The 14802-nt window shown below is 62.8% G+C and carries 10 protein-coding genes; 6 read left to right on the forward strand and 4 right to left on the reverse strand.

From position 1 onward, the window contains the following. The first annotated feature begins 1 nt into the window (after position 1). From moeB to HYE77_RS04940, 6 genes are all read left to right on the forward strand, one after another. Entirely contained in the window at positions 2-1861 is a 1860-nt protein-coding gene (gene moeB, locus HYE77_RS04915; RefSeq protein ID WP_134325939.1) for a molybdopterin-synthase adenylyltransferase MoeB, read from the forward strand. A 24-nt stretch (positions 1862-1885) separates the two neighbouring features. Next, a complete protein-coding gene (locus tag HYE77_RS04920) occupies positions 1886-2800 on the forward strand; it encodes a PLP-dependent cysteine synthase family protein (protein ID WP_043225528.1) in 915 nt (304 codons plus the stop codon). 22 nt (positions 2801-2822) lie between these two features. Next, positions 2823-3815 carry a serine O-acetyltransferase gene (locus HYE77_RS04925; protein WP_003214992.1) on the forward strand — a complete coding sequence of 331 codons (993 nt, stop codon included), beginning with the start codon at positions 2823-2825 and terminating at the stop codon, positions 3813-3815. Between the two features lie 2 nt (positions 3816-3817). Then, positions 3818-4546: an alanyl-tRNA editing protein gene (locus tag HYE77_RS04930; protein ID WP_003214990.1), complete on the forward strand. Its 729-nt coding sequence runs from the start codon at positions 3818-3820 to the stop codon at positions 4544-4546. Positions 4547-4773: 227 nt separating this feature from the next. Further along, a complete protein-coding gene (locus HYE77_RS04935) occupies positions 4774-6519 on the forward strand; it encodes an ABC transporter permease subunit (RefSeq protein WP_134325938.1) in 1746 nt (581 codons plus the stop codon). A gap of 14 nt (positions 6520-6533) precedes the next feature. Next, positions 6534-7856 carry an AAA-associated domain-containing protein gene (locus HYE77_RS04940; RefSeq protein ID WP_177023062.1) on the forward strand — a complete coding sequence of 441 codons (1323 nt, stop codon included), beginning with the start codon at positions 6534-6536 and terminating at the stop codon, positions 7854-7856. 113 nt (positions 7857-7969) lie between these two features. Here HYE77_RS04940 and prpD read toward each other — a convergent pair whose 3' ends face one another. The 4 genes from prpD to prpC form a co-directional block, all read right to left on the reverse strand. Further along, positions 7970-9454 (reverse strand): 2-methylcitrate dehydratase, encoded by a 1485-nt coding sequence (gene prpD, locus HYE77_RS04945; RefSeq protein WP_177068495.1) that lies wholly within the window; start codon positions 9452-9454, stop codon positions 7970-7972. Positions 9455-9620: 166 nt separating this feature from the next. Next, on the reverse strand, positions 9621-10811 hold the full coding sequence (prpF, locus tag HYE77_RS04950; RefSeq protein WP_177068496.1) for a 2-methylaconitate cis-trans isomerase PrpF: 1191 nt from the start codon (positions 10809-10811) through the stop codon (positions 9621-9623). 42 nt (positions 10812-10853) lie between these two features. Then, the gene (gene acnD, locus HYE77_RS04955) at positions 10854-13448 is read right to left on the reverse strand and encodes a Fe/S-dependent 2-methylisocitrate dehydratase AcnD (protein ID WP_177068497.1); all 2595 of its coding nucleotides are present in this window, start codon (positions 13446-13448) and stop codon (positions 10854-10856) included. Positions 13449-13649: 201 nt separating this feature from the next. After that, positions 13650-14777: a 2-methylcitrate synthase gene (gene prpC / locus HYE77_RS04960; RefSeq protein ID WP_177008963.1), complete on the reverse strand. Its 1128-nt coding sequence runs from the start codon at positions 14775-14777 to the stop codon at positions 13650-13652. Between the last annotated feature and the right edge of the window lie 25 nt (positions 14778-14802).

A 14802-nucleotide genomic window follows, 5' to 3' on the forward strand; every position in this document is an offset into this window, starting at 1 on the left:
GATGAAGGTCCTGAGCCCAAGCGCACTGGAGCAGATCTACGCCCACGCCGACCGCAGCTACCCCGAGGAATGCTGCGGTTTCGTTTTCGCCGATGGCAGCGTGTACCTGGGCAGCAACATCCAGAACGAGCTGCACAGCAAGAACCCGGATATGTATTCACGCAGCGCCGCCAACGGCTACACCTTTTCGGTGGCCGACACGCTGATGATGAACAAGGCGTTTCGCAGTGATAACCCGGTGGTGGTGATCTACCACTCCCACCCTGACGTCGGCGCGTATTTCAGCGACGAAGACCAGGACAAGGCCCTTTTCATGGGCGAGCCGATCTACCCCGTAAGCTACCTGGTGGTGGATGTTCGCCAGGGCAAGACCCAAGGTTCCAAGCTGTTTGCCTGGGATGGCAAACACTTCGCCCAAAAACCCTTCAACGACCTGCAAACGGAGTTGTGCATGAACGCTGTCTCTTTCCCCGACATCCTGGTCCGCGTGGCCAAGCTGCCAGCATCGACCCTCGAGGGTGCCGGATCGACATTGCGCGAAGTCATTGAAAACCTCTGCATCGAGCACCCGCAATTGCGGGCGCACCTGCTCTACGAGAACAACCAGCTCAAGGAACACTTCCTGTTCACCGCCGAAGAGGAACTGATCGACGCCAACGACCGGTTGCCCGAAAAAGCCAAAATCGAAGTGTTGCTGGCCACTTCCGGCGGCATGGACGTCGACCAACTGAGCAATGAAGAAGTGCAGCGCTACGTGCGCCACATCACCCTACCCGGCGTCGGCCGCGAAGGCCAGTTGAACCTGAAGAAAGCCCGCGTGCTGATCATCGGCACCGGCGGCCTCGGTTCGCCCATCAGCCTGTACCTGGCGGCGGCCGGCATCGGCACCCTGGGGCTGGTGGATTTCGACGTGGTGGAAAGCAGCAACCTGCAACGCCAGATCGTCCACGGCAACAGCACCTTGGGCCTGCCCAAGGTCGAGTCCGCCAAGCAGCGCTTGCAGGACCTGAACAGCCACATCCAGATCAACACCTACGACACCGCCTTCAACACCGACAACGCCCTGGAACTGGTGGGCGCCTATGACCTGGTGATCGACGGCACCGACAATTTCGAAACCCGCTACCTGGTCAACGACGCTTGCGTGCAGTTGGGCAAGCCGTTGGTGTACGGCGCCATCTACCGCTTCGACGGGCAGATCAGCGTGCTCAACTATAAAGGCGGGCCGTGCTATCGCTGCCTGTTTCCCCAGGCACCACCGGCGGAACTGGCGCCCAACTGCAGCGCCGGCGGGGTCATCGGCGTATTACCCGGGGTGGTCGGGATGATCCAGGCCACCGAGGCGATCAAGCTGCTGATCGGCATTGGCGAACCACTCTCGGGCCGGCTGATGCGCTTTGATGCGCTGGCGATGAAGTTCAGCGAGATCCGCTTCAAGCGCCGCGCCGACTGCCCTTGCTGCTCGGAACTGCGCCACAGCCAAACCATCGCCCCCGCCGTCTGCGCCGACGCCCTGCCAAGCCAACCTTCCCTGGCCGAAGAACGCTACATCAAGCCGCGGGTGCTCAAGCAACTGCTCGAGCAACACAGCAAGGCCGACGTACTGCTGGATGTGCGGGACGCCAGCGAGCTGGAAGTGTGCAAGTTGCCGGGGGTGGTGCACATCCCGCTGGCCGAGCTCGACGGGCAACTCGCCAACCTCAGCCGCGACAACACGCACTACCTCATCTGCTACGCCGGGACCCGCGCGGAGCAAGCCGCCAGCACCTTGCTGGCCGCCGGATTCGCCAACACCAAAGTACTGCAAGGTGGCATGAAACACTGGGTTCGCGACGTCGAACCCGACATGCCTTTGTACTGATCAGCGGCCATGGGCTCTTACTTGATGTTGCATAACTCGATACTCGACGCCATTGGCCAAACGCCCATCGTGCGCCTGGAACAGTTTTCCGAAGACCTCGGCATCGAGGTCTACGCCAAGCTGGAATCCCTCAACCCCGGCGGAAGCCACAAGGCACGCATCGCCCTGGGCATGATCCTCGACGCCGAGCGCCGGGGCATTCTGATTCGTGGCTCAGGGCAAACCATCATTGAGCCCAGCGGCGGCAACACCGGCATCGGCCTGGTGATGGCCGGTAACGTGCTGGGCTATAAAGTGGTGCTGGTGATCCCCGACAACTACAGCCCCGAGAAGCAGAAACTGCTGCGCCTGTACGGCGCCAGGGTGGTGCTGTCGGACAGCCGCCTGGGCAACAATTCCCACGGCGAAAAGTGCATGGAGCTGCAGCTGGAAAACCCCAGCTACGTGATGCTCAACCAGCAGCGCAACGGCGCCAACCCGCAGACCCACCGTGACACCACCGCCCGGGAAATCATCCGCGCCTTCGGCGAGCTGCGTGTGGACTACTTCGTCAGCGGCATCGGCACCGGGGGCCATATCACCGGCATCGGCGAAACCCTCAAGAGCACCTGGCCGGCGATCCGCGTGATGGGGGTGGAGCCGGAAGAGTGCGACCTGCTCAGCGACCGCCATGCGCCGCACCATATCCAGGGCCTGTCGATCGGCTTGATCCCGAGCATTCTCAACGTCGCGATCATTGACGGGATGCTCAAGGTGTCGCGCCAGGAATGCCTCGACATGATCAAACGCATCATGCGCACCGACGCCATCAGCCTCGGGCTGTCGTCGGCCGCCAACATGGTAGCCATCGCCAAGCTGGCGCCGGAGCTGCCCACCGACACCGTCGTGCTGACCATGGTCTACGACAGTGCCGACAGCTATCTGCCCTGTTTTGAATAACAACTATTGCGGGGGTGCCTCCATGGGGGGCTTTATCGACATGCAACAACTGCACGATGAGTTGCTCACCCACCTCATCACCACGCTCACGCCTGCGCAGTTGAAGCAGCTGGAGGCGCATCTCGCGCCGCTGATCCAGGCGGCGGCCCAGGCGGTGGCCGAAGACCTGATCGCCTATGCCTGGCGCGACCCGGCGTCCCGTGGGCGCGGAGAGCTGATCCTGGAGTCCTACGCCTCGTTCAAGGCCGTGCTGTATTACCGCCTGGCCCACCTGGTGTGGAATTTCCCGGACAAGAACAACGGCGTGTTTTCCGCCATCGCCCTGAAGCTGAGCAACCAGGGCAAGATCCTGTCCGGCGCCGAAATTCACCCCGCGGCGCGGATCGGCCGGCGCTTTGTGCTGGACCACGGTTACGGCACGGTCATCGGTGAAACCTGCGAGATCGGCAACGACTGCTACATCCTCTGCGGCGTGACCCTCGGCGCCCGGGGCATCGCCAACAACCCGGACGGCAAGCGCCACCCGCGGCTGGGCAACAACGTGGAAGTCGGCTCCGGCGCGCGGGTGCTCGGTTACGTGCTGATCGGTGACAACGTGTTCATCAGCCCGTCCTGCGTGATCACCCAGGACGTGCCGGCCGGCACCAAGGTCAAGGTGGTCAACCAGATCCAGTTGCAGAAAAACGATGAGTCGGACCACAGCAATTACCTCGGCGCGTTTGCCCTCGACGAACGCCTGCACGTGGTGGGCGAAGTCAACGCCAGCCACAAGGTGACGGTATTGGACGCTGACTTTCATCCCCTGCCCGGCCTGCTGCTGGAGCCGACAGTCAAGGAACGTCATCACCTGCAATTCCGCCTGCGGCACATCGAAACCAACGCCTACCCGCCGCGCCTGCCGCTGAACCTGAAAGTGACCGGGCCCGAATTTGAAATCACCCTGCTATCTCCTCCTGGCTTGAGCGCGATGGTTCGTCGCCTGCTGCAAGCCAGCCCACTGATCGTCGGAGGTTGAACATGTCCGTGCACACCATGGAAACCCTCGCGCTGTTCGACAGCGCGCCTTACCAGAATGCCTTCAGTGCGCGGGTGATTGCCGTCAGCGAACAGGGAATCGCCCTGGAGCACACGCTGTTCTACCCCACCGGCGGCGGCCAACCGGGGGACACCGGCCATTTCATCCTGCCCGACGGCAGCCGCGTCGACATCACCGGCACCGTGCGTGACCCGGTGCTGCGCTCGATCATCTGGCACCAGGTAGAACACTGCCCCGAGCAACTGGCCGCCGGGATGCAGGTAGACGCCAGCCTGGACTGGGAACGTCGCTACCAGCACATGAAAATGCACACCTGCCTGCACCTCCTGTGCTCGATCATCGACGCTCCGGTGACCGGTTGCAGCATCGGCGCCGACAAGGGCCGCCTGGATTTCGACCTGCCGGAAATGACCCTCGACAAAGAGACCATCACCCGTGACCTCAATGCCTTGATCGAACAGGCTCATGGGGTGAAAACCCTGTCCATGCCCGCCTCGGAGTATTCAACCCTGCTGCAGATCACTCGCACCCAGGCGGTGGCGCCACCGGTCATCCAGGGGGCAGTACGGGTGATTGAAATCGCCGGGATCGATATCCAGCCCTGCGGCGGCACCCATGTGACCAATACCGAGGAAATCGGCCGGGTGTTCTGCGAAAAAATCGAGAAGAAGAGCAAACACAATCGCAGGGTGATCCTGCGGTTTGAATAACCGCCGAGCGACGACCGGGGCGCCGACGCCCTAGTCGCCGTTCGTACAGGAAACTGACAGCAAATTTATGCGCTTGTAACATTCAGAAACGTACAATCCCGCCAGCAACGCCTCGTTGCCCCTGACTCGCGAAAACAGCGCCCGCCCTTCTCGGTGGGTCATTCGTGCAGCAGCTAAGCTCACTCCCATCACGCCCCTGAACCTGAACGCTGCAGGAATGACTGCCTATGAAAAGAGTGTTCCGTCACTACATCCCTGCATCCACATTGCGCTTGCTCCCCAACCGCTGGGATTTGGTCGCCCTGCCCCTGGTGATCGGCTTTTTACTGTTTTTCTCCATCACTGCACGGGAAACCTGGGCGCCCATCGCCACCCTGCAGAGTGAAGTGATCTCGCTGGACCCGGCCAACCTGCCGGAATACGCGATGCGCACCACGATGCGCATGCTGGCGGCGATGGTTGCAGCGCTGGTGTTCACCCTGTTGTATGGCACCCTGGCCGCCAAAAGCCGGCGCGCCGAGAAACTGCTGGTGCCCGTGCTCGACATCCTGCAATCAGTACCAGTGCTGGGTTACATCTCGTTCACAGTGACGTTCTTCCTGCTGCTGTTCCCCGGGCGTGTGCTCGGCGCGGAGTTCGCGGCCATCTTTGCGATTTTCACCAGCCAGGCCTGGAACATGACGTTCAGCTTCTACCAGTCGCTGCGCATGCTGCCCCATGACCTGGTGGAAGTGTCGACCAACCTGCGACTTTCCGGTTGGCAGCGGTTCTGGAAGCTCGACGTGCCCTTCGCCATGCCCGGGCTGGTGTGGAACATGATGATGAGCATGTCCGGCGGCTGGTTTTTCGTGGTCGCCTCCGAGGCCATTACCGTCGGCGACAAGACCATCACCTTGCCGGGCGTGGGCTCATACCTGGCCCTGGCGATTGCCCAGAAAGACCTGCACGCCGTGGGCTACGTGATCCTGGCGATGATTGTGGTCATCCTGATGTACGACCAGTTCCTGTTCCGCCCACTGGTGGCCTGGGCCGACAAGTTCCGCATGGAAACCACCGCCTCCCAGGGTGCCGCGCCGCAATCCTGGCTGCTGAACCTGATCCAGCGCACGCGCATCGTCCAGCGCATCCTGCGGCCTGTCACCCGCGCCATCAGCCGCATTGGCAACAAGCGCTTCAGCCTGGCGGGCGGTGCACTCAAGGCGCTGCCGGCAGAAACCCCGAAAGCGTCAAAAGTGATCGACTGGGTATGGGGCGCACTCATCGCGCTGCTGGCCGCTTATGCGCTGTACCACATCGTGCAGTACGTCGGCACCGAAGTGACCCTGGCCGAAGTCGGCCACGTATTTGTGCTGGGCTTCATCACGCTGCTGCGTGTGGCTGGCCTGATCCTGATCGCCTCGCTGATCTGGGTGCCGCTGGGCGTGATGATCGGCTTGCGCCCTGCGCTTGCGGAAAAAATCCAGCCGCTGGCGCAGTTCCTTGCGGCCTTCCCGGCGAACCTGCTGTTCCCGGTGTTCGTCATCGTGATCCTGCACTACAACCTCAACCCGGATATCTGGCTGAGCCCGCTGATTGTGCTGGGCACCCAGTGGTACATCCTGTTCAACGTGATCGCCGGAGCCAGCGCGTTCCCGAATGACTTCAAGGAAGCCGCCGCCAACTTCCGCATTCGCGGCTGGTTGTGGTGGCGCAAGGTGATGCTGCCGGGGATTTTCCCGTACTACGTCACCGGCGCGATTACCGCCTCGGGGGGTGCCTGGAACGCCAGTATCGTGTCCGAGTACGTGTCCTGGGGCCACGACAACGTGGTCGCCCACGGGCTGGGCGCCTACATCGCCCAGACCACCGCGGCCGGCGACTTCCCGAAGATCGCCCTGGGCGTGGTGGTGATGTCGATCTTCGTGGTGGCGTTCAACCGCGCTGTGTGGCGGCCGATGTACGCAATGGCTGAAAACAAACTTCGTCTGAATTGATGGGACTCGCTGTGATGACTACCTATACCGAGCATGCCGCCGACACTCCGGAAATCTACTCGTTGAAAAACGTGAACCGGGTGTTCGGCAAAGGTAAAGACGAGCTGCAAGTCCTCAGCGGCGTGAACTTGAGCCTGCACGAAGGCGAGATTGTCGGCATGCTCGGCCGGTCCGGCTCGGGCAAGTCGACCTTGCTGCGCATCATCGCCGGGCTGATTCAGCCGTCGTCGGGCGAAGTGCGCTACAACGGCGCGCCGCTCAACGGCCCGGCCGAAGGCGTGGCCATGGTGTTCCAGACCTTCGCGCTGTTCCCGTGGCTGACCGTGCTGGAAAACGTCGAGGCCGGCCTGCAAGCCTTGCAGGTCGAGCGCAAGGAATCCCGCAGGCGCGCCCTGGCGGCCATCGACCTGATCGGCTTGGACGGTTTTGAAAACGCCTACCCGCGCGAACTGTCCGGCGGCATGCGCCAACGCGTGGGTTTCGCCCGCGGGCTGGTGGTGAACCCGACCCTGCTGCTGATGGACGAACCGTTCTCGGCGCTGGACGTACTCACCGCCGAAACCCTGCGCACCGACCTGCTGGATCTTTGGAGCGGCAAGCAACTGCCGATCAAGTCGATCCTGATCGTGACCCACAACATCGAAGAAGCGGTGCTGATGTGCGACCGCATCCTGGTGCTGTCGTCCAACCCTGGCCGGGTGGTGGCCGAGATCAAGGTGCCGTTTGCCCACCCGCGCAACCGCCTGGACCCGACCTTCCGGCAAATGGTCGACGACATCTACGCCCTGATGACCGACCGCCGCAGCGCCGACGCGAGCAGAGGTTTGCCTGAGCTGAAAATGGGCAGCCTGTTGCCGGAAGTCTCCACCAACCTGATGGCTGGCCTGATCGAAACCTTGGCCGCCGAGCCCTACAATGGCCACGCCGGCCTGCCGACCGTGGCTGAACGGCGTTTGCTGGAAGTCGACGATCTGTTCCCGGTGGCGGAGATGCTTGAGCATTTGGGCTTCGCCGAACTGAAGGGTGCCGATATCACCCTGACCGATGCCGGCAAACTGTTCGCCGACTACGGCACCCAGGAGCGTAAAACCCTGTTCGCCGAACACTTGATCCGCCACGTGCCATTGGCCGCGCGCATTCATCAGGTGTTGCTTGAGCGCAGCGGCCACCGGGCGCCACGGGTGCGCTTCGAGCAGGAGCTGGAAGACTCGATGACGGAAGCCTTTGTGGAGAAAACCCTGGAAAGCGTGGTGGCCTGGGGGCGGTATGCGGAGATCTTCTCCTATGACGACCATACCGAGACGTTCAGCCTGGATGATGTGGAAGGCAGCATGTAGGTTTAATGTGGGAGCGGGCTTGCTCGCGAATGCGGAGTGTCAGCCAATGCATATATGGCTGATCCACCGCATTCGCGAGCAAGCCCGCTCCCACATTTGACCAGTGGTGTTCTTCAGATGACGAACAGGTCCACAAACCGGTTTACCGCAGTGGCCTCAAGCCGTGCCTGATCCTTGCACAGCGCAAAAATCTCGGCACTGCGCTGCGCGGTAAACCGGGTCGCCAGGTTGGCCTTGAACTTGTCTTCCAGCAACGGAATGCCATCCACCCGACGGCGACGGTGGCCAATCGGGTATTCCACTGCCACCTGTTCGGTGCTGGAACCATCCTTGAAGAACACCTGCACCGCATTGGCGATGGAGCGCTTGTCGGCCTCCAGGTATTCGCGGCTGTAGCGCGGCTCCTCGACGATGACCATCTTTTCGCGCAGCTCATCGATGATCGGATGGGCCGCGTGGAATTCATCTTCGTATTGCTCGGCCACCAGATTGCCAAACGCCAGCGGTACGGCGGTCATGTACTGCAGGCAATGGTCGCGGTCCGCCGCGTTGGCCAACTGCCCGACCTTGGAGATGATCCGGATCGCCGACTCGTGGGTGGTGATGACAATCCGGTCGATCTCATGCAGACGGTGCTTCACCTGTGGGTGCAGGGTGACTGCTGCCTCGCAGGCGGTTTGTGCGTGGAACTCGGCGGGGAAGCTGATCTTGAACAGCACGTTCTCCATCACATAAGTGCCATAGGGCTGCGACAGGCTGAAGGCGCGCTTGTCTTCGGGCTTGAGCGCCAGGTCCTTGTTGGTGTGGCTGAACAGCACGTCGTAAAAGCCCCACTGCGGCGCGCTCAACACACCGGGAATGCCCATCTCGCCGCGCATGGCGATATCCGCCAGGCGCACCCCGCGACTCGACGCATCCCCCGCCGCCCACGACTTGCGCGAACCGGCGTTCGGCGCATGACGATAAGTACGCAATGCCTGGCCATCGACAAACGCCTGGGACAGGGCCGACAGCAGTTGCTCACGGTTGGCGCCCATCAGCTTGGCGGTGACGGCGGTGGAGGCGACTTTCACCAGCAGCACGTGGTCAAGGCCGACGCGGTTAAAGGAGTTTTCCAGGGCAATCACACCCTGGATTTCGTGGGCCATGATCATCGCCTCAAGCACGGCCCGCACGGTCAGCGGTGCGTCGCCGTTGGCCACGCGTTTTTGCGAGAGATGGTCGGCGACCGCGAGGATGCCACCGAGGTTATCGGAAGGGTGACCCCATTCGGCGGCAAGCCAGGTGTCGTTGTAGTCGAGCCAGCGCACGATGCAGCCGATGTCCCATGCGGCCTTGACCGGGTCCAGGCGGAACGAGGTGCCCGGCACCCGTGCGCCGAACGGCACCACCGTGCCTTCGACGATCGGCCCCAGGTGCTTGGTGCACTCCGGGAAACGCAGGGCCAGCAGGCCGCAACCGAGGGTGTCCATCAGGCAGTTGCGGGCGGTGTCGAGGGCATCGCGGGATTCGATCCTGAAATTCAGTACGTAGTCGGCGATGTCCTGCAGGACCTGGTCGTAGTCGGGGCGGTTGTTCTGGTCGACGTTGGCGCTCATGGCAGTACTCCAAAGTGGGTTAGGTGTGGTCCATCCTCAGGGTCAGGGTGTTCGTTCCCACGCTCTGCGTGGGAATGCCGCCTTGGACGCTTCGCGTCCCGTACGGCGCAAGGGTGACGCAGAGCGTCACGGGATGCATTCCCACGCAGAGCGTGGGAACGATCGGTTAGAAAGCGTCGCCGGGGACGCGTACGAACCCTTCCATCAACACTCGCGCACTGCGGCTCATGATGGCTTTTTTCACGACCCATTCACCGTCGACCTGGCTGGCCTCGGCGCCTACGCGCAACGTCCCGGAGGGATGCCCGAACCGCACTGCATTACGCTCCACGCCGCCCGCCGCCAAATTCACCAGCGTGCCGGAAATCGCCGCCGCCGTGCCAATCGCCACCGCCGCCGTGCCCATCATCGCGTGGTGCAACTTGCCCATGGACAGCGCCCGCACCAGCAGGTCGACATCACCCGCCCTGATCGCCTTGCCGCTGGACGCCACGTAGTCCGCAGGCCGCGCCACAAACGCCACCTTCGGCGTGTGCTGACGCTGGGCCGCTTCGTCCAGGTGTTTGATCAAGCCCATGCGCAGCGCACCATGGGCGCGGATGGTTTCAAACATCGCCAGGGACTTGGGGTCGCCATTGATCGCGCTCTGCAGCTCGGTGCCGGTGTAACCCAGGTCCTGGGCGTTGATGAAGATGGTGGGAATCCCGGCGTTGATCAGGGTCGCCTTGAATGTGCCGACACCCGGCACGTCCAGGTCATCCACCAGGTTGCCGGTAGGGAACATCGAGCCACCGCCGCCCTCTTCTTCCGCCGCTGGGTCCATGAATTCCAGCTGCACCTCGGCGGCCGGGAAGGTCACGCCGTCGAGTTCGAAGTCGCCGGTTTCCTGCACCGCACCGTCGGTGATCGGTACGTGAGCGATGATGGTCTTGGCGATATTCGCCTGCCACACCCGCACCACGGCCACGCCGTTGTGCGGAATGCGCGCGGCATCTACCAGGCCGGCGCTGATGGCGAACGAACCCACCGCCGCCGACAGGTTGCCGCAGTTGCCGCTCCAGTCCACGAACGGTTTGTCGATGGACACCTGGCCGAACAGGTAATCCACGTCGTGATCGGCGCGGGTACTTTTGGCCAGGATCACGGTTTTGCTGGTGCTGGAAGTCGCGCCGCCCATGCCGTCGATTTGCTTGTCATACGGGTCGGGGCTGCCGATCACCCGCAACAACAACGCATCCCGCGCCGCGCCCGGCACCTGGGCCGACTCGGGCAAATCCTTGAGGCTGAAAAACACGCCTTTACTGGTGCCGCCACGCATGTAGGTGGCGGGAATCTTGATCTGCGGTACGTGTGCCATGGTGGTCCTCATGGGCCGGGGCGTTGACCCCGGCCGCAGTTATCAGGCAGTTACAGCCGATTCCAGGAAGTCCTGGGCAAAACGTTGCAACACGCCGCCCGCCTCGTAGATCGACACTTCTTCAGCCGTGTCCAGCCGGCAGGTCACCGGCACCTCGACACGCTCGCCGTTCTTGCGGTTGATCAGCAACGTCAGTTGCGCACGCGGGGTGCGTTCGCCGATCACGTCGTAGGTTTCCGTGCCGTCGATCTTCAGGGTCTTGCGGTCGGTGCCCGGCAGGAACTCCAGCGGCAGCACGCCCATGCCCACCAGGTTGGTGCGGTGGATGCGCTCGAAACCTTCGGCGGCAATCGCCTCAACACCGGCCAGGCGTACGCCCTTGGCCGCCCAGTCCCGGGACGAACCCTGGCCGTAGTCGGCGCCGGCAATGATGATCAGCGGCTGCTTGCGCCCCATGTAGGTTTCGATCGCTTCCCACATGCGCGTGACCTTGCCTTCCGGCTCCAGGCGCGCCAGCGAACCCTGCTTGACCTTACCGTCTTCAACCACCATTTCATTGAACAGTTTCGGGTTGGCGAAGGTGGCGCGCTGCGCGGTCAAGTGGTCGCCACGATGGGTCGCGTAAGAGTTGAAGTCGACTTCCGGCAGGCCCATTTTCGCCAGGTATTCACCGGCGGCGCTGCCCGGCATGATCGCGTTGGACGGCGACAGGTGATCGGTGGTGATGTTGTCCGGCAGCACCGCCAGCGGGCGCATGCCCTTGAGCGGACGTGCACCGGCCAGGGCACCTTCCCAGTACGGCGGGCGACGGATGTAGGTGCTCTGCGGGCGCCAGTCGTACAGCGGCGTGACCTTCGGGCCGGTGTCTTCGTGGATCGCGAACATCGGGATGTACACCTGGCGAAACTGCTCCGGCTTGACCGACGCCTTGACCACCGCGTCGATTTCTTCGTCGCTTGGCCAGATGTCCTTGAGGCGGATTTCCTTGCCGTTGGCGTCCAGGCCCAGCACGTCTTTTTCGATGTCGAAACGGATGGTGCCGGCAATCGCATAGGCCACCACCAGCGGCGGCGACGCGAGGAACGCTTGCTTGGCGTACGGGTGGATACGGCCGTCGAAGTTGCGGTTACCCGAAAGCACGGCGGTGGCGTACAGGTCGCGGTCGATGATCTCTTGCTGGATCACCGGGTCGAGTGCGCCGGACATGCCGTTGCAGGTGGTGCAGGCGAACGCCACGACACCAAAACCGAGTTGCTCCAGTTCGGTGGTCAGCCCGGCTTCGTCGAGGTACATCGCGACGGTTTTCGAACCCGGTGCCAGGGACGACTTGACCCACGGCTTGCGGGCCAGGCCGAGCTTGTTGGCATTGCGTGCCAGCAGGCCGGCGGCAATCACGTTGCGCGGGTTGCTGGTGTTGGTGCAACTGGTGATGGCCGCGATGATCACCGCGCCGTCGGGCATTTGCCCCGGCACGTCATCCCACTGGCCGGAGATGCCCTTGGCCGCCAGGTCGCTGGTGGCGACGCGGGCGTGGGGGTTGCTCGGGCCGGCCATGTTGCGCACCACCGAGGACAAATCGAAGCTCAGGCCACGCTCGTATTGCGCGCCCTTGAGGTCGTCCGCCCACAGGCCGGTGTGGCGAGCGTACTGCTCCACCAGGGTGACTTGTTCGTCTTCACGGCCGGTGAGCTTGAGGTAGGCGATGGTCTGTTGGTCGATGTAGAACATCGCCGCCGTGGCGCCGTATTCCGGGGCCATGTTGGAAATGGTGGCGCGGTCGCCCAGGGTCAGCGCCGAAGCACCTTCACCGAAGAACTCCAGCCACGCACCGACGACCTTCTGCTTGCGCAGGAACTCGGTCAGCGCCAGCACCATGTCGGTGGCGGTGATGCCCGGTTGCAGCTTGCCCGTCAGCTCCACGCCGACACTTTCCGGCAGGCGCATCCACGAGGCGCGGCCGAGCATCACGCTCTCCGCTTCGAGGCCGCCAACGCCGATGGCGATCACGCCCAAGGCATCAACGTGAGGCGTGTGGCTGTCGGTGCCGACGCAAGTATCCGGGAAGGCCACGCCGTCACGCACCTGGATCACCGGAGACATTTTCTCCAGGTTGATCTGGTGCATGATGCCGTTGCCCGGCGGGATCACGTCGACGTTCTTGAAGGCCTTTTTGGTCCACTCGATAAAGTGGAAACGGTCTTCGTTGCGACGGTCTTCGATGGCGCGGTTTTTCTCGAACGCCTGCGGGTCAGAACCACCGGCTTCGACGGCCAGGGAGTGGTCGACGATCAGTTGGGTCGGCACCACCGGGTTGACCTGGGCCGGGTCACCGCCTTGCAGGGCGATGGCGTCGCGCAGGCCGGCAAGGTCCACCAGGGCGGTCTGGCCCAGGATGTCGTGGCACACCACGCGGGCCGGGAACCACGGGAAGTCGAGGTCGCGTTTGCGCTCGATCAGTTGGCTCAGGGACGCGTTGAGGGTCGCCGGGTCACAGCGACGCACCAGGTTTTCCGCGAGCACGCGGGAGGTGTACGGCAGTGTGGCGTAGGCGCCGGGGGTGATTGCATCGACTGCCGCGCGGGCGTCAAAGAAATCGAGGCGGCTGCCGGGGAGCGCTTTGCGGTGTTCAGTGTTCATCGTCAGGACTCGGTCACGGTAGTTGCAAAAGGAAGAACCGTTGCTGATCCAAGGTGGAATGCGATCAAAATGTGGGAGCGGGCTTGCTCGCGAAAGCGGTGTGTCATGCAACACACATGGCGACTGTCACACCGCCTTCGCGAGCAAGCCCGCTCCCACATTTTTGATCCGGTTTCACCCCAAGATCAGCGGTTTCTCCACTCAGCGACGTTCGATTGGCACGAACTTGCGCTGCTCAACGCCGATGTACTCGGCGCTCGGACGGATGATGCGGTTGTTGGCTCGCTGCTCGAACACATGAGCTGCCCATCCTGTCAGCCGCGAGCAGACGAAAATCGGGGTGAACAGCTTCGTCGGGATGCCCATGAAGTGGTACGCCGAGGCATGGTAGAAGTCGGCGTTGGGGAACAGTTTCTTCTGCTCCCACATGGTCTTGTCGATGGCTTCGGAAACCGGGAACAGCACGGTGTCGCCCACTTCGTCGGCGAGTTTTTTCGACCAGGCCTTGATCACTTCATTACGCGGGTCGCTGTCTTTATAGATCGCGTGGCCAAAGCCCATGATCTTGTCCTTGCGCGCCAGCATGCCGAGGGTGCCTTCCACCGCTTCCTGGGCGGAAGAGAAACGCTCGATCATCTCCATCGCCGCTTCATTGGCGCCGCCGTGCAGCGGGCCACGCAGGGAGCCGATGGCGGCAGTCACGCAGGAATACAGGTCCGACAGGGTCGACGCACACACGCGGGCGGTGAAGGTCGAGGCGTTGAATTCGTGCTCGGCGTAGAGAATCAGCGACACGTTCATCACCTTGACGTGCAAGTCGCTGGGCTTCTTGTCGTGCAGCAGGTGCAGGAAGTGCCCGCCGATGCTCGGCTCGTCGGTCACGCAGTTGATGCGCTGGCCGTCGTGGCTGAAGCGGTACCAGTAGCACATGATCGCCGGGAACGCGGCCAGCAGGCGGTCGGTCACGTCGCGCTGCACGCTGAAGTCTCTCTCCGGCTCGATGTTGCCCAGGAACGAGCAACCGGTGCGCATCACGTCCATCGGGTGCGCGTCGGCGGGGATGCGTTCCAGCACTTCTTTCAGCGCCTGGGGCAGGTCGCGCAGTTTGCCGAGCTTGGCGGTGTAGGCGGCCAGTTCGGCTTTGGTCGGCAGTTCGCCGTAGAGCAGCAGGTAGGCGACTTCTTCAAACTGGGCATCGGCGGCGAGTTCGCGCACGTCGTAGCCGCGATAGGTCAAGCCGGCACCGGCCTGGCCCACGGTGGACAGTGCGGTTTGCCCGGCAACCTGGCCACGCAGGCCAGCTCCACTGAGTACTTTTGCTTCGGCCATGGTTATCTCCAATCTTGTAGTTATT

The sequence above is a fragment of the Pseudomonas sp. IPO3774 genome (assembly GCF_013386835.1).
Taxonomy (GTDB): domain Bacteria; phylum Pseudomonadota; class Gammaproteobacteria; order Pseudomonadales; family Pseudomonadaceae; genus Aquipseudomonas.

Excerpts from the sequence above, each read along its gene's own strand:
- moeB (WP_134325939.1), top strand. The coding sequence starts at position 2 with ATGAAGGTCCTGAGCCCAAGCGCACTGGAGCAGATCTACGCCCACGCC.
- HYE77_RS04920 (WP_043225528.1), top strand. The coding sequence starts at position 1,886 with ATGTTGCATAACTCGATACTCGACGCCATTGGCCAAACGCCCATCGTG.
- HYE77_RS04925 (WP_003214992.1), top strand. The coding sequence starts at position 2,823 with ATGGGGGGCTTTATCGACATGCAACAACTGCACGATGAGTTGCTCACC.
- HYE77_RS04930 (WP_003214990.1), top strand. The coding sequence starts at position 3,818 with ATGTCCGTGCACACCATGGAAACCCTCGCGCTGTTCGACAGCGCGCCT.
- HYE77_RS04935 (WP_134325938.1), top strand. The coding sequence starts at position 4,774 with ATGAAAAGAGTGTTCCGTCACTACATCCCTGCATCCACATTGCGCTTG.
- HYE77_RS04940 (WP_177023062.1), top strand. The coding sequence starts at position 6,534 with ATGACTACCTATACCGAGCATGCCGCCGACACTCCGGAAATCTACTCG.
- prpD (WP_177068495.1), bottom strand. The coding sequence starts at position 9,454 with ATGAGCGCCAACGTCGACCAGAACAACCGCCCCGACTACGACCAGGTC.
- prpF (WP_177068496.1), bottom strand. The coding sequence starts at position 10,811 with ATGGCACACGTACCGCAGATCAAGATTCCCGCCACCTACATGCGTGGC.
- acnD (WP_177068497.1), bottom strand. The coding sequence starts at position 13,448 with ATGAACACTGAACACCGCAAAGCGCTCCCCGGCAGCCGCCTCGATTTC.
- prpC (WP_177008963.1), bottom strand. The coding sequence starts at position 14,777 with ATGGCCGAAGCAAAAGTACTCAGTGGAGCTGGCCTGCGTGGCCAGGTT.